The organism is Microbacterium sp. NPDC090003, assembly GCF_044748385.1.
Classification (GTDB): Bacteria; Actinomycetota; Actinomycetes; order Actinomycetales; family Microbacteriaceae; genus Microbacterium.
Genome location: NZ_JBIVFW010000002.1, coordinates 196,593 through 218,388 on the forward strand (window position 1 = coordinate 196,593; position 21,796 = coordinate 218,388).

Annotated in this window: 19 protein-coding genes and 1 tRNA gene; 13 read left to right on the top strand and 7 right to left on the bottom strand. The window is 69.6% G+C overall.

Translation table 11 applies throughout. The features are described 5' to 3' along the window. The first annotated feature begins 29 nt into the window (after positions 1-29). From ACIPVN_RS13825 to ACIPVN_RS13865, 9 genes are all read left to right on the top strand, one after another. The gene (locus tag ACIPVN_RS13825) at positions 30-2,378 is read left to right on the top strand and encodes a DNA polymerase III subunit gamma and tau (RefSeq protein ID WP_400443821.1); all 2,349 of its coding nucleotides are present in this window, start codon (positions 30-32) and stop codon (positions 2,376-2,378) included. Further along, positions 2,378-2,971, top strand: coding sequence for a recombination mediator RecR (recR, locus tag ACIPVN_RS13830; RefSeq protein WP_247625088.1), 594 nt, complete (start codon positions 2,378-2,380; stop codon positions 2,969-2,971). Before ACIPVN_RS13825 ends, recR begins: the two co-directional genes overlap by 1 nt. A 22-nt stretch (positions 2,972-2,993) precedes the next feature. Beyond that, complete coding sequence (locus ACIPVN_RS13835) at positions 2,994-3,914, top strand: DMT family transporter (protein ID WP_400443824.1); 921 nt, start codon at positions 2,994-2,996, stop codon at positions 3,912-3,914. 108 nt (positions 3,915-4,022) lie between these two features. Then, a complete protein-coding gene (locus tag ACIPVN_RS13840; RefSeq protein ID WP_247625086.1) occupies positions 4,023-5,303 on the top strand; it encodes an aspartate kinase in 1,281 nt (426 codons plus the stop codon). Positions 5,304-5,441: 138 nt separating this feature from the next. Further along, on the top strand, positions 5,442-6,506 hold the full coding sequence (locus ACIPVN_RS13845; RefSeq protein ID WP_247634158.1) for an aspartate-semialdehyde dehydrogenase: 1,065 nt from the start codon (positions 5,442-5,444) through the stop codon (positions 6,504-6,506). A 165-nt stretch (positions 6,507-6,671) separates the two neighbouring features. Further along, on the top strand, positions 6,672-8,099 hold the full coding sequence (gene mqo, locus ACIPVN_RS13850; RefSeq protein WP_400444696.1) for a malate dehydrogenase (quinone): 1,428 nt from the start codon (positions 6,672-6,674) through the stop codon (positions 8,097-8,099). Positions 8,100-8,108: 9 nt separating this feature from the next. Then, complete coding sequence (locus ACIPVN_RS13855) at positions 8,109-8,735, top strand: thymidine kinase (RefSeq protein WP_400443828.1); 627 nt, start codon at positions 8,109-8,111, stop codon at positions 8,733-8,735. A 128-nt stretch (positions 8,736-8,863) separates the two neighbouring features. Next, positions 8,864-9,610 carry a FadR/GntR family transcriptional regulator gene (locus ACIPVN_RS13860; RefSeq protein ID WP_400443831.1) on the top strand — a complete coding sequence of 249 codons (747 nt, stop codon included), beginning with the start codon at positions 8,864-8,866 and terminating at the stop codon, positions 9,608-9,610. Positions 9,611-9,620: 10 nt separating this feature from the next. Further along, positions 9,621-10,901 carry an alpha-hydroxy-acid oxidizing protein gene (locus ACIPVN_RS13865; protein WP_400443834.1) on the top strand — a complete coding sequence of 427 codons (1,281 nt, stop codon included), beginning with the start codon at positions 9,621-9,623 and terminating at the stop codon, positions 10,899-10,901. Between the two features lie 41 nt (positions 10,902-10,942). Here ACIPVN_RS13865 and ACIPVN_RS13870 read toward each other — a convergent pair whose 3' ends face one another. The 6 genes from ACIPVN_RS13870 to ACIPVN_RS13895 form a co-directional block, all read right to left on the bottom strand. Next, positions 10,943-11,785: a DUF1295 domain-containing protein gene (locus tag ACIPVN_RS13870; RefSeq protein WP_400443837.1), complete on the bottom strand. Its 843-nt coding sequence runs from the start codon at positions 11,783-11,785 to the stop codon at positions 10,943-10,945. A 38-nt stretch (positions 11,786-11,823) separates the two neighbouring features. Next, positions 11,824-12,579 carry an HAD-IIB family hydrolase gene (locus ACIPVN_RS13875; protein ID WP_400443839.1) on the bottom strand — a complete coding sequence of 252 codons (756 nt, stop codon included), beginning with the start codon at positions 12,577-12,579 and terminating at the stop codon, positions 11,824-11,826. Next, positions 12,576-13,052, bottom strand: coding sequence for a VanZ family protein (locus ACIPVN_RS13880; protein WP_400443842.1), 477 nt, complete (start codon positions 13,050-13,052; stop codon positions 12,576-12,578). The genes ACIPVN_RS13875 and ACIPVN_RS13880 overlap by 4 nt, the downstream gene beginning before the upstream one ends. A 67-nt stretch (positions 13,053-13,119) precedes the next feature. Further along, a tRNA-Pro gene (locus ACIPVN_RS13885) sits at positions 13,120-13,196 on the bottom strand. A gap of 53 nt (positions 13,197-13,249) precedes the next feature. Next, positions 13,250-14,185 (bottom strand): metallophosphoesterase, encoded by a 936-nt coding sequence (locus tag ACIPVN_RS13890; protein ID WP_400443845.1) that lies wholly within the window; start codon positions 14,183-14,185, stop codon positions 13,250-13,252. Then, positions 14,182-16,722, bottom strand: coding sequence for a transglycosylase domain-containing protein (locus tag ACIPVN_RS13895; protein WP_400443848.1), 2,541 nt, complete (start codon positions 16,720-16,722; stop codon positions 14,182-14,184). Before ACIPVN_RS13895 ends, ACIPVN_RS13890 begins: the two co-directional genes overlap by 4 nt. Before the next feature lie 89 nt (positions 16,723-16,811). Between ACIPVN_RS13895 and ACIPVN_RS13900 the strand changes: the two genes are divergently transcribed. Both ACIPVN_RS13900 and ACIPVN_RS13905 read left to right on the top strand, forming a co-directional pair. Next, positions 16,812-17,036 carry a hypothetical protein gene (locus tag ACIPVN_RS13900; protein WP_400443851.1) on the top strand — a complete coding sequence of 75 codons (225 nt, stop codon included), beginning with the start codon at positions 16,812-16,814 and terminating at the stop codon, positions 17,034-17,036. Continuing rightward, positions 17,033-17,491: a RidA family protein gene (locus tag ACIPVN_RS13905; protein ID WP_400443854.1), complete on the top strand. Its 459-nt coding sequence runs from the start codon at positions 17,033-17,035 to the stop codon at positions 17,489-17,491. Before ACIPVN_RS13900 ends, ACIPVN_RS13905 begins: the two co-directional genes overlap by 4 nt. 61 nt (positions 17,492-17,552) lie before the next feature. Here the strand turns inward: ACIPVN_RS13905 and acs are convergent, their stop codons facing one another. Further along, positions 17,553-19,520 carry an acetate--CoA ligase gene (acs, locus tag ACIPVN_RS13910; RefSeq protein ID WP_400443856.1) on the bottom strand — a complete coding sequence of 656 codons (1,968 nt, stop codon included), beginning with the start codon at positions 19,518-19,520 and terminating at the stop codon, positions 17,553-17,555. Positions 19,521-19,879: 359 nt separating this feature from the next. Here acs and ACIPVN_RS13915 point away from each other — a divergent pair, with 359 nt between their 5' ends. Both ACIPVN_RS13915 and ACIPVN_RS13920 read left to right on the top strand, forming a co-directional pair. Next, positions 19,880-20,893, top strand: a complete 1,014-nt coding sequence (locus ACIPVN_RS13915; RefSeq protein ID WP_400443859.1) for a TadA family conjugal transfer-associated ATPase — start codon at positions 19,880-19,882, stop codon at positions 20,891-20,893. Continuing rightward, a complete protein-coding gene (locus ACIPVN_RS13920) occupies positions 20,887-21,780 on the top strand; it encodes a type II secretion system F family protein (protein WP_400443862.1) in 894 nt (297 codons plus the stop codon). The genes ACIPVN_RS13915 and ACIPVN_RS13920 overlap by 7 nt, the downstream gene beginning before the upstream one ends. Positions 21,781-21,796: the final 16 nt, after the last annotated feature.

The following is a 21,796-nucleotide window of genomic DNA, read 5'->3' on the forward strand; positions in this document are numbered from 1 at the left end:
ATGTCCGTGGCACGCCGTAGGCTGGTCTGGTGACCACAGCCCTCTATCGCCGCTACCGCCCCGAGACGTTCGGCGAGATGATCGGGCAGTCCCAGGTGACCGACCCGCTCATGACCGCGTTGCGCGGCGACCGCGTCGGCCACGCCTACCTCTTCTCCGGCCCGCGCGGGTGCGGCAAGACCACGTCGGCGCGCATCCTCGCCCGATGCCTGAACTGCGCCGAGGGGCCGACCGACGTCCCCTGCGGCACCTGCCCCAGCTGCGTCGAGCTCTCTCGCGCCGGTGGCGGATCGCTCGACGTGGTCGAGATCGACGCCGCGAGCCACAACGGCGTCGACGATGCGCGCGACCTGCGCGAGCGGGCGACCTTCGCCCCGAGCCGTGACCGGTTCAAGATTTTCATCCTCGACGAGGCGCACATGGTGACGCCCCAGGGCTTCAACGCGCTGCTCAAGCTCGTCGAAGAACCCCCGCCGCACGTCAAGTTCATCTTCGCGACCACCGAGCCCGAGAAGGTGCTGGGCACGATCCGCTCGCGTACGCACCACTACCCGTTCCGTCTCGTGCCGCCCGCGGCCATGCTCGAGTACGTCGAGAAGCTCTGCGTCGAAGAGGGCGTCGTGGTCGAGCAGGGCGTGCTGCCGCTCGTCGTGCGCGCCGGTGGCGGCTCGCCCCGTGACACGCTCTCGCTGCTCGACCAGCTCATCGCCGGCTCCGACTCGCCCGCGGGTTCCGAGACGGTCACGGTCGCCTACGCACGCGCCGTCGCCCTCCTCGGCTACACGCACGCGGCCCTGCTCGATGAGATCGTCGATGCCCTCGCGATCGCCGATGCGGCGACCGCGTTCCCCGCCATCGACCGCGTGGTGCAGACCGGCCAGGACCCGCGCCGCTTCGTCGACGATCTGCTCGAGCGCCTGCGCGACCTCATCGTCATCGCGGCCGTCGGCAACGGCGCCTCCGCCGTGCTCCGCGGCATCGCCGATGACGAGCTCGAGCGCATGCGCACGCAGGCGGCCGCCTTCGGTGCGGCTCGGCTCTCGCGCACCGCCGACGTCGTCAGCGCCGCACTCGACGACATGTCGGGAGCCACCTCGCCGCGCCTGCATCTCGAACTCATGGTCGCTCGTGTGCTCGCCGGGGCAACGGATGCCACGGCGGGAGTGGCACCCGCTGCTGCTGCGGCGCCGGCGGCCGCGGCACAGCCGCACGCCGCTCCGCGACCGGCTGCTGCACCTGCTGCTGCACCGACTGCTGCACCTGCTGCTGCACCTGCTGCAGCACCTGCTGCAGCGCAGGCGCCCGCCGAGCCTGCTGCCGCCGAGCCTGCGGCCGCCGAGCCTGCTGCCGCTGAGCCTGCTGCCGCGGAGCCTGCCGTCGCGGAGCCGGCTGCCACCGCTGTCGAGCCCACGCCCGCCGTGGCACCGTCGGGCCCGGTGACGCTCGATCGCATCGTCGCCGCGTGGCCGGCTGTGCTCACGCGCCTCGAGAGCATCAGCCGCTCGTCGTGGCTGGTCGTCACCACCGTGCAGCCCCTGGCGTACGACACCGAATCCGAGGTCCTCACGATCGGCTTCGCGAGCCAGCACGATGTCGCGAAGTTCAAGGGAACGACGCCGGGTGCGGGCACCTCCGATCACCTGCGCACCGCTCTCCAGCAGGAACTCGGCGTGGTGGTGAAGTACCGTCCGGCCCCGCTTCCGGCCGGCGGTGCCGCGTCGACCGGCGGCGCACCGCGTTCGGGCGGATCCTCGGGGCCCGCAGGCGGCGCCCAGGCTCCGGCCGAGCCCGCCCCGACGGAGCCTGCTCCTGCGGGTTCCTCCCGACCGCAGAACCCGCGCCCCCCGTCCGCTCCCGCACCCGCGGCGGTGACCGAGTGGGCCGTCGCCGTGATCCCGACGTCCGACGCCGCGCCCGACGCAGGGGCGACGCCCGTCGGCCCCGGATCCTCTCTGCCGGTCGACGACGAGCCCGAAGAGGTCGAGGCTGCGGCATCCGCGCCCGTCCCTCCGACCGACGGCACGATCGACCGCGACGAGCCACCGCTTCCCGGCGACGACGAGGCGCCGTTCCCCGACGACGAGCCGCCGTACGACCCCTCGTACGAACCTGCTCCGCACTCGGCCCCGCCGGTACCGGTCTCTGCCGCGCGGGTGCCCGCCGCCTCCGCCGCGTCGGCACCCGCCGCCGCACCGTCCTCCTCGGCAGCCCCGGGCGCCTCGACGAGGGTCGCCTCGGCCCACGCTGCTCCGCGCGTCACCGAGCGCGCGCCGGCGCCCGGGGGAGTGCAGCGCTATGGTGAGGCCGTGATCCGCCAGGTGCTCGGCGCGACGTTCGTGCGCGAAGAGCCCTATGAGCCCCCGACGAGGTTCGCCTGATGTACGACGGAATCGTTCAAGAGCTGATCGACGAGTTCGGGCGCCTGCCCGGCATCGGTCCGAAGTCCGCGCAGCGGATCGCCTTCCACATCCTGCAGACGCCGACGTTCGACGTCGCGCGACTGTCGGAACTGCTCAGCGACATCCGCACGCGCGTGCGCTTCTGCGAGGTGTGCGGCAACGTGGCCGAGCAGGAACGATGCGCGATCTGTCGTGACCCCCGCCGCAATCAGGCGCTCATCTGCGTGGTCGAAGATGCGAAGGACGTCGCGGCGATCGAGCGCACGCGCGAGTTCCGCGGGCTCTACCACGTACTCGGCGGAGCGATCAGCCCGATCGCCGGCATCGGCCCCGACGACCTCCGCATCGCCCAGCTCATGAGTCGCCTCGCCGACGGCACGGTGCAGGAGGTCATCCTCGCCACCAACCCGAACCTCGAGGGCGAGGCGACCGCCAGCTACCTCAGCCGCTACCTCACCACCATGCAGATCACGGTCTCGCGTCTCGCCTCGGGACTCCCCGTGGGTGGCGATCTCGAGTACGCCGACGAAGTCACCCTCGGCCGCGCCTTCGAAGGGCGGCGCGTGCTGTGACGAGCTCTCGCGCCGCTCAACGATGAACGCGAACACCGGATTCTCGCGGCGCGGATGGCTGCTCTTCGGGGCCATGGCACTGCTGTGGGGCGTGCCGTACCTGTTCATCAGCATCGCGGTCGAATCGTTCTCGCCGCCCGCGATCGTCGCCGGGCGCACGCTCATCGCCGCGCTCCTGCTGCTGCCCTTCGCGCTGCGCAGCGGCGCGCTGAGGGCGGCGTGGAAGCGCTGGCCCTGGGTGCTCGCCTTCGGCGCCGTCGAGATGGCGGGTCCGTTCGTGCTCCTCGGGCACGCCGAGATGACACTGCCCTCGGGTATGACCGGCCTCCTCGTCGCCACCGTGCCGCTGTTCGCCGCGCTCGTCGCGCTCGGCGGCGGTGATCGCGGAGTGCTCAAGCCGGCGCGATCGATCGGACTGCTCGTCGGATTCCTCGGTGTTGCGATCGTCGTCGCGGGCCCGGGCCTGTTCGGCGGCGAGGTCAGCCTGCTCGCCGCGGGTGAGGTGCTGCTCGTCGCGGTGCTCTATGCGATCGCCCCGTTCATCGTCGCGCGCAAGCTCGCCGATGTGCCCTCCCTCGGCACGATCACGCTGTCGCTCCTCATGATCGGTGTCGTCTACCTGCCGATCGGTCTGCTCACCCAGCACGAGGTGCCGACCCTCCCCGCGATCGGCGCACTGCTCGCCCTCGCGGTGGTCTGCACCGCGGTCGCGTTCCTCGCCTTCTTCGCGCTCATCCGCGAGGTCGGTCCCGTGCGCGCCCCGCTCTTCACCTACGTCAATCCCATCGTCGCGATCGTGCTCGGTGCGATCGTCCTCGCCGAGCCGCTCACTCCCGGGTTGCTGATCGGCTTCCCGCTCGTGATCGCCGGGTGCTGGTTCGCCGCCACCGGCGGACGGCTCCGGCCTGCGGCATCCGTTCTTCCTCCGCCGGCGGTGCCCTGACGCCCGGCATCCGCCGGCCCGGCCGCATCGTCACATGCACGGCGGAGCATATGGCGCGATCGTAGAATGAGCGGTGGGCGGATCCGCCCGACATCCCCGGGAGTGAACGTGGCCCTCATCGTGCAGAAGTACGGCGGCTCATCCGTCGCCGACGCAGAGAGCATCAAGCGCGTCGCCAAGCGCATCGTCGACACCCGTCGTGCCGGTCACGACGTCGTGGTCGCCGTCAGCGCGATGGGTGACACCACCGATGAGCTCCTCGACCTGGCGAACGAGGTGGCGCCGATCCCGGCACCGCGTGAACTCGACATGCTGCTGTCGAGCGGTGAGCGCATCTCGATGGCGCTGCTCGCGATGGCGATCCACTCGATGGGCTTCGAGGCGCGGTCGTTCACGGGCAGCCAGGCGGGCATGATCACCGACTCGCAGCACGGTGCCGCACGCATCGTCGATGTGACGCCGATCCGCCTGCGCGAGGCTCTCGACGAGGGCGCGATCGTCATCGTCGCGGGATTCCAGGGGTTCAACCGCGACACCCGCGACATCACCACGCTCGGCCGCGGCGGCTCCGACACCACCGCCGTCGCCCTCGCCGCCGCCCTCAAGGCCGACGTCTGCGAGATCTACAGCGACGTCGACGGCATCTTCACCTCCGACCCGCGCGTGGTGCCGGGCGCGCAGAAGCTCGACCACGTCTCGAGCGAGGAGATGCTCGAGCTCGCAGCCAACGGCGCGAAGGTGCTCTATATCCGCGCTGTCGAGTACGCACGCCGTCACGGCGTGCTCATCCACGCCCGGTCGTCGTTCTCGTCGGCCGAGGGTACGTACGTTTTGGGCGAGGGCATGAAGAACCCCCGCGAAGCCGAGGGAGCAGCCATGGAAGAACCGATCGTCGCCGGCGTCGCCACCGACCTCAGCCAGGCCAAGATCACCGTCGCCGGTGTGCCGGACGTGCCGGGCAAGGCGGCGGAGATCTTCAAGATCGTCGCGAAGTCGGGCGCGAACGTCGACATGATCGTGCAGAACGTCTCGGCCACGGGGCGTACCGACATCTCGTTCACCGTCCCCAAGGCGGATGCCGCGGCGGCGCTGAAGGCCCTCGCCGGCGACCAGGCCGAGGTGGGCTTCCAGAACCTCGTGCACGACGACCAGATCGGCAAGCTCTCGGTCGTGGGCGCGGGCATGCGCACGCACTCCGGCGTCTCGGCCGTGCTCTTCGAGGCGCTGTCGGCCGGCGGTATCAACATCGAGATGATCTCGACCTCCGAGATCCGCATCTCGGTGGTGCTCCGCGGCAGTGACCTGCTCGAGGCCGCGCGCACGGTGCACACCGCCTACGGCCTCGACGGCGACACCGAAGCCGTCGTCCACGCCGGCACCGGTCGCTGACCCGGCGCCCGGCCCGTCGGCCGCCCGGCGGGGCGATAGACTCGCCGGAACCCTGACATCGGTGCCAGGCGCGGCATCCGCATCCCGACGCCGCGCCTCGCGCCTCGTACGCAGTACCGCACGACGCCAAGGAACATCATGACCCGCATCTCCGACTCAGGACTCTCCGTCGCCATCGTGGGCGCCACCGGCCAGGTGGGCACCGTGATGCGCGAGATTCTCGCCGAGAGGTCCTTCCCGATCCGTGAGCTGCGCCTCTTCTCGTCGGCGCGCTCGGCCGGCACGTCGATCGAGTACGGTGGCACGTCGGTGATCGTCGAGGACGTCGAGCAGGCGGATGCCGCGGGCATCGACATCGCCCTCTTCTCGGCCGGCGCGACCGCCAGTCGCGCCTACGCGCCGCGCTTCGCCGCCGCAGGGGCTGTCGTGGTCGACAACTCGAGCGCGTGGCGCATGGACCCCGAGGTGCCGCTGGTCGTCAGCGAGGTCAACCCCCACGCGATCGACGAGCGCCCCAAGGGCATCATCGCGAACCCCAACTGCACGACGATGGCCGCGATGCCGGTGCTGAAGGCGCTGCACGCGGAGGCGGGCCTCGAGCGCCTCATCGTCTCGACCTACCAGGCGGTCTCGGGCTCCGGCCTCGCGGGTGCGCAGGAGCTCCTCGGCCAGGTCGAGGGTGTGCTCGCCCAGGGCGACACCCTGCGCCTCGTGCACGACGGCTCGTCGATCGACTTCCCCGAGCCCGAGAAGTACGTCGCTCCGATCGCCTTCGACGTGATCCCCTTCGCGGGCAACCTCGTCGACGACGGCGACAACGAGACCGACGAGGAGAAGAAGCTCCGCAACGAGAGTCGCAAGATCCTCGAGCTGCCCGATCTGCTCGTGGCGGGCACCTGCGTGCGCGTGCCGGTCTTCACCGGGCACTCGCTCTCGATCCACGCCGAGTTCGCGAACGACATCACGCCCGAGCGCGCGACCGAGCTGCTCTCCGCGGCTCCCGGCGTCGTGCTCGACGAGGTGCCGACGCCGCTGCAGGCCGCGGGCAAGGACCCGAGTTTCGTCGGTCGCATCCGCGCCGACCAGTCGGCTCCGGCGGGCAAGGGCCTGGTGCTCTTCGTCAGCAACGACAATCTGCGCAAGGGCGCGGCCCTCAACGCGGTGCAGATCGCGGAGATCCTCGCTGAGCGCCTGAGCGCCTGAGCGCCTGAGCGCCTGAGCGGGGCCGCGCGCGATAGCGCGACGGCATCCCCGCGATGCGGAAGCGGTCTGATGGGACCTGCCCCGGTGGTCGGCCCGGTCGCGTCCGCGAACTAGACTGTCGTGGTGACCGAAACAGTCGATGTCGTCCTGATCGGCGGTGGCATCATGAGCGCCACCCTGGGTACTCTGCTGCACGAGCTGCAGCCGGAGTGGAAGATCGTCGCCTTCGAGCGACTCTCGGATGTCGCGCAGGAGAGTTCGAACCCCTGGAACAACGCCGGCACGGGGCACGCCGCGCTCTGCGAGCTCAACTACATGCCGCAGGGAACGGGGCCCCTCGACCCCGCGAAGGCCGTCTCGATCAACGAGCAGTTCCAGCAGAGCCGCCAGTTCTGGTCGTCGCTCGTCGACAAGGGCGTGCTCGACGCTCCCTCGACCTTCATCAACGCCACGCCGCACATGACCTTCGTGCGTGGCGAGAAGGACGTCGCGTACCTCAAGGACCGCTACGAGGTGCTCAAGAAGCAGCCTCTGTTCGACGGCATCGAGTACAGCGAGGACTCGCGGGTCATCAACCAGTGGGCGCCGCTGCTCATGCAGAAGCGTCGCAAGGGCGAGCCCTTCGCCGCGACGCGCGTGCCCGCCGGCACCGACGTCGACTTCGGGGCCCTGACCCACCAGCTCTTCGACCACCTCACCGATTCGGGCGTCACGCTGCGCACGAACCACGAGGTGCGTTCGCTCAAGCGTCAGAAGGACGGCACCTGGCTCGTCAAGTACCGCACGACGATCGGTCGCACCCCGAACGAGGTCAAGGCGAAGTTCGTCTTCGTCGGCGCCGGAGGATGGGCGCTCAAGCTTCTGCAGAACTCGGGCATCCCCGAGATCAAGGGCTACGGCGTCTTCCCGATCGGTGGACAGTTCCTCAAGACCAGCAACCCGAAGATCGTCGAGCAGCACAAGGCGAAGGTCTACTCGCAGGCATCCGTCGGTGCCCCGCCCATGTCGGTGCCGCACCTCGACACGCGCGTGGTCGACGGCGAGGCCTCGCTGATGTTCGGACCCTTCGCGACGTTCAGCCCCAAGTTCCTCAAGAACGGTTCGATGCTCGACATCGTCTCGCAGGTGCGTACGCACAACCTGTGGCCGATGCTGCGCGTCGCCTTCGCGAACCCCGACCTGATCACGTACCTCGTCGGCGAGCTCATGAAGAACCACCGCAAGAAGGTCGACAGCCTGCGCACGTTCATGCCGACGGCGAAGGACGAGGACTGGACGCTCATCGACGCGGGCCAGCGCGCGCAGGTCATGAAGAAGGACCCGAAGAAGGGTGGCATCCTGCAGTTCGGCACCGAGGTCGTCGCCGCGGGCGACGGATCGATCGCCGGGCTTCTCGGCGCCTCGCCCGGTGCCTCGACTGCCGTTCCGATCATGCTCAACCTGCTGAAGACCTGCTTCCCCGACGACTACGCGGGCTGGGAGCCGAAGCTGCGCGAACTGATCCCGACGTTCGGTGAGCAGCTCAACAACGATGCGGCGCTGGCGAAGGAGTCGACGACGGCGACGGCGGCGACCCTCGGCATCAACGTCTGAGGTCGCCCGGTGGCGAAGCTCTACTTCCGCTACGGCGCGATGAACTCGGGCAAGTCGACCGCTCTTCTGCAGGCGGCCTACAACTACGAGGAACGCGGGCAGCGGGTGCTGCTCGCCAAGCCCGCGATCGACACGAAGGGTGCGTCCGAGATCTCGAGCCGCCTGGGGATGACGCGGGAGGTGGACTTCCTCATCGCGCCCGGCGACGATGCGAAGCAGCTCTTCCTCGGTCGCCGCGACGATGCCCGGGCGCACGCCGACGATATCGCGTGCCTGCTCATCGACGAGGCGCAGTTCCTGACACCGGAGCAGGTCGACGACCTCTTCCGCATCGCGGTCGAGGAGGGCATTCCGGTGCTCGCCTATGGCATCCGCAACGACTTCCTGACGCACGCCTTCCCGGGATCGGCGCGCCTGCTGGCGATCGCGCACTCGCTCGAAGAACTCAAGACCATCTGCCGCTGCGGACGGAAGGCCGTGTTCAACGGCCGGGTGATCGGCGGGCGCTTCGTGTTCGACGGCGACCAGGTCGCGATCGACGAGGGGGCCGACGGGCAGGCCGCTCCCGAGGTGACGACATACGAGTCGCTGTGCGGCACCTGCTACCTCCAGGAATCCGGCGGACGCCTGGGCTGAGCCCGCCTGCTCGCTCCACTCGTCGGAGGCGGTGATCGGCGTACCCGCATTGCGTGGTCTGACCACACCGAATACAGTGTGGTCAGACCACAGTGCGACAGGGCGCCGTGCGATCGAGGAGAGAGCGGATGGCAGAGCAGCCGGTGCGCGCGTGGCGGGTCGTGCTCGACCACATCGAGCGCGACCTCCTCGACGGGCACCTGAACCCGGGTGACCGGCTCGCCTCCGAGCGTGACCTCGCCACCGATCTCGGTGTGGGGCGCTCCAGCGTGCGGGAGGCGTTCCGCGTGCTCGAGGTCATGGGACTCATCCGCACCGCGACCGGTTCAGGGCCGCAGGCGGGCGCGATCGTGATCGCGACGCCCACCGGGGGCATGTCGCAGCTCCTGCGCCTGCAGGTGGCCGCGCACGGCTTCCCGCTGACGGATGTCGTCGCGACCCGACTCGTGCTCGAGGATGCCACGGCCCACGCTCTCGCGACCGCGCACGATCGTGACACCGCCGCGGCCCATCGGATGCTCGCCGCGATGGACGCACCCGATCTCACCCCCGCAGAATTCCTCGCTCTCGACGCGCAGCTGCACCTCGCCCTGGCGGAGGCGAGCGGCAACACCGTGATCGCCGCGATGATGGCGGGCCTTCGTTCGTCGATCGAGTCGTACGTGCAGGCCGGCGCCGCGTCGATCCCCGACTGGGACGACATGGCCTCCCGGCTGCGCGAAGAGCACCGCGCCCTCATCGCGGCGATCGACGCCGGCGACGTGGCATCCGCCCGCGCCCTCGTGCATGCGCACATCACCGGCTACTACACGGCCGCGGGCCTGACCCGCGGGAATCCGACCGACACGACCCCCGACAGCACCCCCGAACACTGAGAGGACCACCATGGTTCAGCGCCAGGTGCCCAAGCCCGCCGAGCTCTTCGACCTGATGAAGTTCAAGAAGCCCGAGTTCGACGGACGCAAGCGTCGCCTCGACGCCGCGCTCACGATCGACGACCTGCGCCTGATCGCGAAGCGCCGCACGCCGAAGGCCGCGTTCGACTACACCGACGGTGCGGCCGAAGGCGAACTCTCGCTCACCCGCGCGCGCCAGGCCTTCCAGGACGTCGAGTTCCACCCCGGCATCCTGCGCCCGGCACCGACCGTCGACACGAGCGTCGAGATCCTCGGCGGTCCCTCCGCGTTGCCGTTCGGCATCGCCCCGACCGGCTTCACGCGGCTGATGCAGACCGAGGGCGAGTCCGCCGGTGCCGGCGCGGCGGCCGCCGCAGGCATCCCGTTCACGCTGTCGACGCTCGGCACGACCTCGATCGAGGACGTGAAGGCCGCCACCCTTCGGGAGCCCCAAGGACCGATTCCGGGGAGGAACTGGTTCCAGCTGTACGTCATGCGCGACCGCGAGATCTCGTACGAGCTCACCCGTCGCGCGGCCGCCGCAGGTTTCGACACGCTGCAGTTCACGGTCGACACGCCGGTCGCCGGAGCTCGTCTGCGCGACAAGCGCAACGGCTTCAGCATCCCGCCGCAGCTCACCCTCGGCACGATCATCAACGCGATCCCGCGCCCCTGGTGGTGGTACGACTTCCTCACGACGCCGAAGCTCGAGTTCGCCTCGCTGAGCACCACCGGCGGCACCGTCGGAGAGCTTCTCGACGCCGCCATGGACCCGACCATCAGCTACGACGACCTCGCCGTCATCCGCGATATCTGGCCCGGCAAGATCGTGATCAAGGGGGTGCAGAACGTCGAGGACTCCGTGCGTCTGCGCGACGCGGGCGTCGACGGCATCGTGCTGTCGAACCACGGCGGACGCCAGCTCGACCGGGCTCCGATCCCGTTCCACCTGTTGCCGAGCGTGCGTCGGGCCGTGGGCGACGACTTCACCGTCATGATCGACACCGGCATCATGAACGGCGCGGACATCGTGGCCGCGGTCGCCCTCGGGGCGGACTTCACTCTCATCGGCCGTGCGTACCTCTACGGTCTGATGGCCGGCGGCCGCCAGGGCGTCGACCGAACCATCGCGATCCTGCGCAGCGAGATCGAGCGCACGATGCGTCTGCTCGGCGTCTCGACGCTGGCCGAGCTCGAGCCCGGACACGTCACCCAGCTGCAGCGGCTCGTGCCGGTGGCTCGCCCCGCCGCCGAGGCAGTGGTGCGCTGACGGCATCCGTCCCCGTCGGATGACGAGCGCCGGCGCCCCGATCAGGTCTGGGGTGCGACGGCGCTCCGTCGTGGAGGCCAGGGCACGAGCATCGAGGTGGTGCGGCGGTACTCGGCGTACGCGGGGTACTTCGCGGCGGTGATCGACTCGGTGAAGATCGTCGAGCCGATGAACAGGAGCGAGAGCAGCGCGGCGCCGACGATCGTCGGGTTCAGGGCGCCACCGATGAACCCTGCGCCGCCAGCGACGGCCGCGCTCGCGCCCAGCGCGTAGAACGCCCACCACTGCGCCTGCTCGAAGAAGAAGTTGGGGTGGCGGCTGTAACGGAAGAGCCCGGTGGTCGCGAAGCCGGGGGAGAGGGTTCCGCCTGCCGCTTTCTTGCGCTGGTGGAACGCCCACTGCTGCTGGTCGGCGATCGTCTCACCGGCGAGGAAGGCGAGGAAGGCGGCGATGAACAGCACGTCCCAGCCGGTCATCGCGGACGGATGCCCGGCGGCCACCATCGCGGGGAGTGTGATGAGCACGAGCAGGGTCATCTGGTAGGCGATGATGAAGAAGAGGTTGAAGAGCTGGAACTGCCAGGGGCGCATGCGTCCGCGCAGAATCGCCCAGCGGTAGTCCTCCATGCCGGTGTAGCCGCCCTTGCGGGCGAAGTTAAACGTGAGGCGCACGCCCCAGGCCGTGGCGAGCACCCCCATCGCGACGAGCCGCGCCGACCCGTCGCCCTCCGCGAAGGCGACGCCGACGAAGATCCAGACGTAGGCGACCGGCACGATCGACCAGGCGCGGTCGACCCAGGAGGTGTCGCGGGTGATCAGCGACAGCACCCAGCAGACGAGGCTGGCGATTGCGGCCACGACGATGACGATGAGCAGAGCGTCCATGACGTCATGCTAGGCCCGGAGCGGGCGCGAGGTGCGGATCAGAGCGTGGGGAGGAGGGCGTCGAGCTTGTCGGCCGTGTCTTCCCAGCCCTCGACCGCGACCGAGGGCACGCCGATCGCGAGCACGGGATAGTCGTTGCCACCCTCGTCGAGGCGGTCACCGAAGAAGAGCATGTCGGTCAGGGGGATGCCGGTGAGGTCGGCGAGGCGTGTCATCCCGAATGCCTTGTCGATGCCGGCGCGGGTGATGTCGATCGACGTCGACCCGCCCGAGCGCACCTCGAGGCCGGCGAGGCGGGCGGCGACGGCGTCGCGCAGTGCGGCGCGCTTCGTGCCCGTCGGGTCCCACGCGTGCTTGGCGTCGCTCGGCGCGCGCTGCCCGAGGGCCGAGAAGGTGATCTGCGAGCCGCGGTCCTCGAGGATGTCGCCCCAGGGCTCGGCCTCCCACAGGTTCAGGCGCTCGGCCTCCTCCCGCAGGGCGGTGAGGGCGGCCGACTTCTCGTCGTCGGTGAGGTCGTGCGCGTAGACGGTGGCGAACTCCGTGCCGTCGTGGCGCAGGTAGCGGGTGCCGCAGGTGGGTAGGAGGTGCAGTCGGCCGAGCTCGGCGGCATCCGCATCTTTCAGCTGTGCGATGACCTGCGTGCGGAACTGCGTCTCGTTGCCGCCGGAGATGATCGCGACATCGACCCGGTGCAGCAGGGCCTGCAGCAGCGCGGCGACGCGCGGAGTGATCGCCGCCTTCGAGGTGGCGAGCGTGTCATCGAGGTCGAAGGCGACGAGAGAGGGCGCGGTCATGATGCTTCCAGCCTACGAGAGGGCGGGGGCGAGGAGAGCGCAGCGACGAGGAGTGTGGACAACACGGCCAGGACCACGCCGATCGTCGCTCCGGTCGAGTTCGCGAGCACGTCGGAGACGGTCGCCGCCCTGTGCGGGAGCACCAGACGCTGGAACCCTTCGATGCCGATCGAGATCGCGGGACCGACGAGGAAGGCGAGCCCCCAGACCGGGCGGGGGAGCAGCACGAACGCCAGGATGCCGACCGGCACGAAGACGACCACGTTCGCGAGGATCTCGAGGCGCGTGAAATCGAGTGACGCCCAGCCGAGGCGGTGCGCGGTCGAGAGGACGAGGTCGAGCAGATTGGGCAGGCGCTGTTCGACGCGCGATGGCGTGAGCGTGAGCGCCACGAGTCCGGCGAGGAACGGGAGGCCGAGGCCCAGAGCCCAGGCGCGCGTGCGGCGACGCGGCGGGGGGAGGAGCGAGCCCATGCCGTCCCTTCGATCCGCGGTCGGGTACAGAGAAGGCCGCCCCGCAGGGCGGCCTTTCCGGTGTTACTGGTCGGGGTGACAGGATTTGAACCTGCGACCTCTTCGTCCCGAACGAAGCGCGCTACCAAGCTGCGCCACACCCCGTTTTGCAACCCTCCGAGTCTACAAGGAAAAGTCGCGAGCGCCCAATCGAGCGCTCAGGCCCGCGCGGTGAGCGTGAGCAGTGTCGCCTCCGGCCGGCAGGCGAAGCGCACCGGGGCGTAGATCGAGTGCCCGCAGCCCGCGCTGACGTTGAGCGGCACGGCGCGGCCGTCGTGCGTCCAGGTGCTCAGCCCCTTGGCCTGCTTCAACGGGATGTCGCAGTTCGCGACGAGGGCGCCGAATCCGGGGAGGCACACCTGGCCGCCATGCGTGTGGCCGCCGAGGATCGCGTCGGCGCCGAGGTCGATGAACCCGTTGAGCACCCGTTGGTACGGGGCGTGGGTGACGCCGAGCACCGGAGTGCCCGCTGGTGCCGCGCCGAGCGCCGCGATCGCGGCGGGGAGATCGTCGAGGCGGTCCCAGTCGCGGTGAGCATCGTTCACGCCGAAGAGGTCGATGTCGCGCCCCGCGACCGACAGTCGAGCGGCGGTGTTGTCGAGCCCCGTCCAGCCGAGCTCGTCGGTGAAGTAGCGATCCATCGCGTCGGTGTCGAGCAGCTTCGGGGCGCTCGTGTGCTTCGACGGGCCGGTGAAGTACTTGAGCGGGTTGCGCGGCGAGGGCTCGTTGACGTCGTTCGAGCCGTGCACGAAGACTCCGGGGATGCCCGCGAACGGGTCGAACGCTCGGCGGATCCCGTCGAGACCCTCACGATGCCCGAGGTTGTCGCCGGTGTTCACGATGAGGTCGGGCTTCAGCTGCGCGAGCGAGGCGAGCCAGTCCTGCTTGCGGTGCTGCCAGGGCGCCATGTGGGCGTCGGACAGGTGCAGGATGCGCAGGGGCGCGGAGCCGGCGGGCAGAGCGGATGCCTCGACCTCGCGCACCGTGAACAGGTAGCGCTCGATACCGATTCCCCAGACCGCGGCCGCAGCGCCCACGGCCCCCACCGCGCCGAGCGCGATGAGGGCCGGGTGCACCGAAGAGGTGCGGGTCACTCGCAGACCACGGTCACGGTCGTGGTCTTACTGGCAGCGGATCCTGGAGCGGGATCGGTACTGCTTACCTTCTTGCCCCCGCCGTTACAGGACGTATCGAATTGCAACTCGGTAAACCCAGCAGCGAAGAGCGATGCCTGTGCGGCGCTGCGGGACTTGCCGATGAGGTCGGCGGGAACCGTTGTCGCCTGCCCGTTGCTGGGCGAGATCGTGATCGTCGCGCCGGTCGGGGCCTGGCCGGCCGGATCCTGCGCGGCGACGATGTTGGTCGCCTGTGCGCCGTCGACGGGCGCTCCCACCGACACCGTGAATCCGGCACCTTCGAGGGCGGCGGTCGCCTCCTCGATCGTCATCCCGACGACGCTGGGCACGTCGGTGAGGATCTGGCGGGAGAGGTTCGGGTCAGGCTGCGGGAACGCTTCTCCGATGTAGAGCTGGTTCGCGGCCGCTTGTGCCGCCCGTGCGATGGGGTAGCGGATCTCGTTGAGAAGTCCACCCAGCTGCGAAGGGACCTGGAAGATGTTCGCTTCACCCTGCCAGCGTCCGGCCCACACCGCGGTGGTGACCTTCGTGCTCGACTCGATCATCATGGTCCCCGAGCGGTTGTGGGTACCGGTCTTGCCGATCATCGGCGTTCCGTCGAAGGGGTTGGCTCGTGAGCCCGTACCGCCGCTCGCCATGACGCCCTGCAGCGCGAAGGCAGCGGTCGCGGCGACCTCCGGGGAGATCACGCCCTCCTTGCACGCGACCGGTGGGATCGGGTGCTCGGTGCCGTCGGCGTTGAGGACCTTCTCGATCGCGCGGGGGGCGCAGTAGGTGCCCCCGTTGGCGACGGTCGCATAGGCGGCGGCCATGGCGAGAGGGGAGATGTTCTTCGGTCCGAGCACGTCGTACGGCACGTTCGAGTCGGTGACCTTCTCACCGGTGCCGTACGTGACGCCCATACGATCAGCGACCTTATTGATGTCGCAGATGTCGAGCTTGGCGGCCATCGCGAAGAACCCGCTGTTCAGCGACTGTGCGGTGAAGTTGAGCACATTGCTCGTGTATCCGCGGTTGCCGCCGAAGTTACCGATCTCCGACGTGTTGATCGTCTGCGTTCCGCCGCACACGTTCATCTTCAGGCTTCTCTGCACGGATCCGTTGAGCGTCTCTCTCACGGAGTGCCCCTTCTCGAGCCAGTCGATGAGGGTGAAGAGCTTGTACGTCGATCCGACCGGGAACCCGGTCGAGTTGCCGTGCGTCTTGTCGCCCGCGAAGACCAGCGAGGTGAACGCCTGGTCGTCGGTCTTCGTCTCGCTGAACGTCGTGTTCTGCGTCATCGCGATGATGTTGCCGTTCGAGGTGTTGAGCGAGACGCCGGCGGCACCGAAGTACTGGTTGTCCATGTTGCCCGGCGCGTTGTCGGCCATGGCCTGCGCGGCCGGTCCCTGCACGCGCAGGTCGAGCGTGGTGTAGATCTTCAGGCCGCCGCGACGCAGCAGCTCGCTGCGGTCCTGGCGGGTCTCGCCGAAGATCGGATCGTTTTCGATGATCGACTTGGCGTACTGGCAGAAGTACGCGTTCTGGCCGGCGGTGGCGCATCCCTGCACGGTCGGGGTGATCTTGGGCTCGATGGGCGAGGCCTTGGCCTCGTCGTGCTCGGCCTGGGTGATCTTGCCGTCCGCGAGCATGCGGCCGAGCACGTAGTCGCGGCGGTTGAGAGTATCGGCGTAGCCGTCTGCCGCGGAGTTCTCGCCCTCGGTGCGGTCGATGCGCAGGTTGTTTGGGTTCTGCACGATGCCGGCCAGTGTCGCGGCCTGGGCGATCGTGAGGTTCGACGCGGAGGCCGAGAAGTAGTACTTGGCGGCGGCCTCGATGCCGTAGACCGTTCCGCCGAAGTTCGCGATGTTGAGGTAGCCGAGCAGGATGTCGTTCTTCGAGGAGGTCTTCTCGATCTGGATGGCGTAGCGCATCTCCTGCAGCTTGCGCTCGATGCCGTCAGCGCCCTTGGCGTTGGTCGCGTCGAGCCAGCACTGCTGCAGGTCCTCCGAATAGGTCTCGGAGGCGGCATCCGCCTTCTGCTCGCACTCCTGGATCTGCACGTTCTTCACGAACTGCTGCGTGATGGTCGACGCGCCGCGGCTCGACGTCTTGCGCAGGTTGTCGATGACTGCCTTCACGGTCGCGCCGAGGTTGACGCCGCCGTGGCTGTAGAAGTTCTTGTCCTCACTCGAGAGGATCGCGTTGATGAGCGTCGGCGAGAGCTGGTCGTACGTCACCGGAACGCGGTTCTGCTCGTAGAACGAGGCGAGCGGGATGTTCTCGCCGGTGTTCGGGTCGGTCGCGTAGATCGTCGACTGCTCCATCGGCGCGTTGACGTCGAGGTTCGCGGGGAGGTCTTCGAACAGCGTCACCGCGCTGTTGCCGGCGATGCCGGCCATCGCGAGGACGGGCGTGACGCTGGTGGTGACAAGAAGGCCGGCGACGGCGCTCAGGCCGACGAGCCCGAGCAGACCGCCGAGCACGCCTTTCACCGTACGGTTCTTTTGAGGCATACGCTTGATCGTAGGGGAGTTCCCTGAATACCGCCTTTGACGGGCCCGCGTTCGTCCGCCGCGCCCGCACGACGATTCGATGGAGTGCCATGACCACGTGGGAATACCTCACCACGCCGCTGCTGATCCACAACACCGCGGCGATCCTCAACAACTGGGGCAAGCAGGGCTGGGAGCTCGTCCAGGTGGTGCAGGGTCCCGAAGGCGGACTCGTCGCCTACTTCAAGCGCCCGGTCACGCAGGACGGCTCCAACGACACCGGTCTCGCGGCCGCGGCGCAGGCCGCCCGCCAGTTCGACGGCGGTGCCGCATGAGCATCTCCGCACGACTGACCGAGCTCGGCATCGAGCTGCCCGCCGTCGCCGCCCCGGTCGCCGCCTACGTGCCCGCCGTCGTGCACTCGGGCCTCGTCTACACGTCCGGCCAGCTGCCGTTCACCGACGGCGCCCTCCCGGCGACCGGCAAGGTCGGCGCGGCGGTCGACGCCGAGGCGGCGAAGTCCTATGCCCGCACGTGCGCGTTGAACGCGCTCGCCGCTGCCGCGGATGCCGCGGGCGGTGTCGACCGGATCGCCGGCGTCCTGCGCGTCGGCGGGTTCGTGGCATCCGTTCCCGAGTTCTCGGGCCAGCCCGGTGTCATCAACGGCGCGAGCGAGGTGCTCGGCGAGATCTTCGGCGACGCCGGCCGTCACGCCCGCGCCGCCGTCGGCGTGCCCGTGCTGCCGCTCGACAGCCCCGTCGAGGTCGAGGTCACCTTCGTCCTCGCCTGAGCATCCGCTTGTCGAGAGAACGCCCCTTCCGAATCGGAAGGGGCGTTCTCGTATCTCGGAGCTACTTGACCTGCGACGAGATGATCGTCATGACGGCGGTGTCGGCCAGGGTCGTCGTGTCGCCGACCTCGCGGCCCTCGGCGACGTCGCGCAGCAGGCGGCGCATGATCTTTCCCGAGCGGGTCTTGGGCAGCTCGCCCACGATGTAGACGTCACGCGGCCGGGCGATCGCTCCGATCTGCTCGCCGACCCACAGGCGCAGCTGCTGGGCGAGCCCTGCGGGATCGTGCGCTGCCAGATAGCTCTCCTTGATGATGACGAAGGCGACGACCGCCTGGCCCGTCGTCTCGTCGGACGCACCGACGACGGCCGCCTCGGCGGTCGCCTCGTGGGCGACGAGCGACGACTCGATCTCGGCCGTCGAGAGGCGGTGGCCCGAGACGTTCATCACGTCGTCCACGCGCCCGAGCAGCCACAGGTCGCCGTCGTCGTCGAGGCGCGCGCCGTCGCCGGCGAAGTAGTAGCCCTTGTCCTCGAACTTCTCCCAGTAGGTCTCGCGGAAGCGCTCCGGGTCGCCCCAGATGCCCCGCAGCATGCTCGGCCAGGGTTCGGTCACCACGAGCAGGCCGCCGTTGCCGTTTCCGACGTCCTCGCCCTGTTCGTCGACGACATCGATGCGGATGCCGGGGAGCGGCACCTGCGCCGACCCCGGCTTCGTGGCGGTGACGCCCGGCAGCGGTGACACCATGATGGCGCCGGTCTCGGTCTGCCACCAGGTGTCGACGATGGGCGCGCGGTTCCCGCCGATGACCTCGCGGTACCACATCCAGGCCTCGGGGTTGATGGGTTCTCCCACCGATCCGAGCACGCGCAGCGACGAGAGGTCGAACTTCTGCGGGACGCTGCGCCCGATCTTCATGAACGACCGGATGGCGGTCGGTGCCGTGTAGAAGATCGACACCTTGTACTTCTCGATGATCTCCCACCAGCGACCGGGGTGCGGGGCATCCGGTGTTCCCTCGTAGATGACCTGCGTCGCGCCGTTCGCGAGCGGACCGTAGGTCACGTAGGAGTGCCCGGTGATCCAGCCGATGTCGGCCGTGCACCAGTAGACGTCGCTCTCGGCGTGCAGATCGAAGACGTACTTGTGCGAGTATGCGGCCTGCGTGAGGTACCCGCCGGACGTGTGCAGGATGCCCTTCGGCTTCCCGGTCGTGCCGGACGTGTAGAGGATGAAGAGGGGATTCTCGGCGGGAAATGCCTCGGCGGTGTGATCGGCGGATGCCGCGGGTACGGCCTCGTGCCACCACACGTCTCGCCCTTCGACCCACTCGACCTCGTTGCCGCCGCGCTTCACGACGAGCACGTGCTCGACGGTGAGCTGCTCTCCGTCACCGCGGTCGCTCAGTGCCTGGTCGACGGCGGGCTTGAGCGCCGAGACGCGACCCTTGCGGTAGCCGCCGTCCGCCGTGATGACGACCTTGGCGCCGGCGTCGTCGATGCGCGCCCGCAGGCTGTCGGCGCTGAATCCGCCGAAGACCACCGAGTGGATGGCGCCGAGACGCGCGACGGCGAGCATCGCGGCGACGGCCTCCGGGATCATCGGCAGGTAGATGGCGACGCGGTCGCCCTGGCCGACGCCGAGATCGGAGAGCACATTGGCCGTGCGCTTGACCTCGTCGGTCAGCTCGGCATAGGTGATGCTGCGGCTGTCGCCGGGCTCGCCCTCCCAGTGCAGAGCGACACGGTCGCCGTTTCCCTGCTCGACATGACGGTCGAGGCAGTTGTAGGCGACGTTGAGTTCACCGTCGTCGAACCACTTGGCGAACGGCGGGGCGGACCAGTCGAGAACCCGGGTGAACGGCGTGTGCCAGTGCAGCAGCTCGCGCGACTGATCGGCCCAGAAGCCCTCGCGGTCGGCGGCGGCGCGCTCGTAGAGCTCGGGGGAGGAGATCGACTGGGCGACGAACTCCTCGGACGGCGGGAACTGGCGGTTCTCATCGAGAAGATGGTCGATCTGACTGCTCATCGGCAGACGCTCCTTTGCGGCTGGGGTCGATCCCGGGTGGTGCGTCCGGGACAGGGCGAATCTAGTCTCGCGCACGGGGGATCAATACTGCCGAAAGTCGGTAGTCGCGTCGGTTTTGTCAGGACGGTTGCCTTGCGTACACTCGACCTCAGCCGAATACTCATTCCGGCCTTGGCGCGCCCGATTCCCCCGATCGGCGCCCGCCCCGGGCGGCACCTCATTCCCCCCGTGAGGTGCCGCCTTTCTCGTCGGCGCGAGGCACCGCGATCGGTTCTGCACGGCGCGGCGATGCCGCGGGTTCTGCACAGCGACCGCATCCGTGGAAGAGCGGGGTCCCACCCGTTGCCTAGCGTCGGGGCATGGCCGATCCGTTCATCCTCCAGCCCCGGGGCGCCGAGAGCCCGCACGGCGCTTCTGCGCCGGTCTCGCCGGCCCCGCTGCGGATCGACCCCGCGTTCGGGATGCTGGCCGAGCACTGCGCCGACGACGCCGTCACCGACCTCTTCGTCAACGGCGACGGAGGGCTCTTCCTCGATCGGGGCGACGGTGCCGAGCCCGTCTCCACGTGGCGGGCGTCCGAGCGCGAGGTCCGCGATCTCGCGGTCGCGCTCGTCGGGCTCGGAGGGCGTCATCTCGACGACCAGTCACCGTGCGTCGACGTGCGGCTCGACTCCGGCATCCGGGTACACGCCGTGCTCGCCCCCGTGGCGGCCAGTGGCACCGCGATCTCGATCCGTATCCCGCGGGTGCGCGCCGCCGACCTCGATGCGCTCGCGGCGCTCGGCTGCTTCGATGCGCGGATGCAGCGATGGCTCACGAGCCTGGTGCGTGAGCGGGCGAATCTGTTGATCACCGGCGGCACGGGCACGGGCAAGACGACGCTGCTCTCCGCGCTGCTCTCGGAGGCCGCGGACTCCGAGCGCCTTGTGACGATCGAAGACGTCGCCGAGCTGCGGCCGCGGCATCCGCACCACGTCGCCCTCGAGGCGCGGCAGGCCAACCTCGAGGGCGCGGGAGGGATCAGCCTGGCGCGTCTGGTGCGGGAGTCGCTGCGCATGCGGCCGGATCGGCTGATCGTGGGCGAGTGCCGCGGTGAGGAGATCAGAGAACTCCTCACCGCGCTCAACACCGGGCACGACGGCGGTGCCGGGACCCTGCACGCGAGCGGGCTGACCGATGTGCCGGCGCGACTGGAAGCGCTCGGGGCACTCGCGGGGATGGACGCCACGGCGCTCGCGCGGCAGACGGTCAGCGCGTTCAGCACCGTGCTGCACCTCGTGCGCGATCCCGGCGGAACGAGGCGCATCGCGCAGGCCGGGGTGTTTGCGCTCGCAGGCGACCGGTTGACGATCGAGGAGGTACGGCCGTGGTGAAACGGCGGACGCGCGACGGAGCGCACGATGCGGATGCCGCGACCTCCGTGCAGACGCTGGCCGTGCTGCTGCAGGCGGGGGCCATGCCGGCCGTCGCCTGGCGGCATCTCGCCGAGACCGGTGACCGTCACGCGATCGCCATCGTGTCGCGCATCGACGCCGGTGAGCCGATCGCCGACGCGATCGAGGCGGAGGGAGGGGTGTGGGTCGATCTCGCCGCGGCCTGGGAGATCGCGACCACTGTGGGCGCACCGCTCGCCGAGGTGCTGCGCACGCTCGCCGAGACGCTGCGCGACGCCGCGTCCGCCGCCGATGACGTGCGCATCGCTCTCGCCGAACCCGCCGGCACGGCGCGCCTGCTGCTGTGGATGCCACTCGCCGGTCTGCTCCTCGGATTCGCGCTCGGTTTCGACACGATCGGGGTGATCACTCGGAACCCGATCGGCGCCGCCTGCGTGATCGTCGGGGGAGGACTCGTGCTCCTCGCGCGGGCCTGGACGGCGCGCCTGCTCCGGCGTGCGCGGCCGTCGCCGGGAACACCGGGCATGCGCGCCGAACTCGTCGCCGTGGCCCTGGCGGGCGGAGCCTCGATCGACCGCGCTCTGGGACTCCTCGACGCGGTCGGTGCGGTGTCGCACGGGAGAGAGGACCGCGTGCCCGACGTGCTCGAACTGTCGCGCGCCGCCGGCGTCCCCGCCATCGAGCTCCTCCGGGCGTCGGCTGCTCAGGAGCGCCACGCCTCGCGGGTCGAGGGCAGGTTGCGTGCGTCGCGCCTCTCGACGCGGCTGCTCCTCCCGCTCGGCGTCTGCACGCTCCCCGCCTTCCTGCTGCTGGGCGTCGCGCCGATGCTCCTCAGCGTCCTGACCTCCACACCGCTCCCGATATGAGCGGAACGACGACGCG

Coding starts and splice junctions, on each gene's coding strand:
- ACIPVN_RS13875 (WP_400443839.1), bottom strand. CDS start 12,579: ATGACCGCGCCCTCTCTCGTCGCCTTCGACCTCGATGACACGCTCGCC.
- ACIPVN_RS13835 (WP_400443824.1), top strand. CDS start 2,994: ATGAACGCGAACACCGGATTCTCGCGGCGCGGATGGCTGCTCTTCGGG.
- acs (WP_400443856.1), bottom strand. CDS start 19,520: ATGAGCAGTCAGATCGACCATCTTCTCGATGAGAACCGCCAGTTCCCG.
- recR (WP_247625088.1), top strand. CDS start 2,378: ATGTACGACGGAATCGTTCAAGAGCTGATCGACGAGTTCGGGCGCCTG.
- mqo (WP_400444696.1), top strand. CDS start 6,672: ATGAGCGCCACCCTGGGTACTCTGCTGCACGAGCTGCAGCCGGAGTGG.
- ACIPVN_RS13905 (WP_400443854.1), top strand. CDS start 17,033: ATGAGCATCTCCGCACGACTGACCGAGCTCGGCATCGAGCTGCCCGCC.
- ACIPVN_RS13895 (WP_400443848.1), bottom strand. CDS start 16,722: ATGCCTCAAAAGAACCGTACGGTGAAAGGCGTGCTCGGCGGTCTGCTC.
- ACIPVN_RS13845 (WP_247634158.1), top strand. CDS start 5,442: ATGACCCGCATCTCCGACTCAGGACTCTCCGTCGCCATCGTGGGCGCC.
- ACIPVN_RS13870 (WP_400443837.1), bottom strand. CDS start 11,785: ATGGACGCTCTGCTCATCGTCATCGTCGTGGCCGCAATCGCCAGCCTC.
- ACIPVN_RS13860 (WP_400443831.1), top strand. CDS start 8,864: ATGGCAGAGCAGCCGGTGCGCGCGTGGCGGGTCGTGCTCGACCACATC.
- ACIPVN_RS13880 (WP_400443842.1), bottom strand. CDS start 13,052: ATGGGCTCGCTCCTCCCCCCGCCGCGTCGCCGCACGCGCGCCTGGGCT.
- ACIPVN_RS13900 (WP_400443851.1), top strand. CDS start 16,812: ATGACCACGTGGGAATACCTCACCACGCCGCTGCTGATCCACAACACC.
- ACIPVN_RS13915 (WP_400443859.1), top strand. CDS start 19,880: ATGGCCGATCCGTTCATCCTCCAGCCCCGGGGCGCCGAGAGCCCGCAC.
- ACIPVN_RS13865 (WP_400443834.1), top strand. CDS start 9,621: ATGGTTCAGCGCCAGGTGCCCAAGCCCGCCGAGCTCTTCGACCTGATG.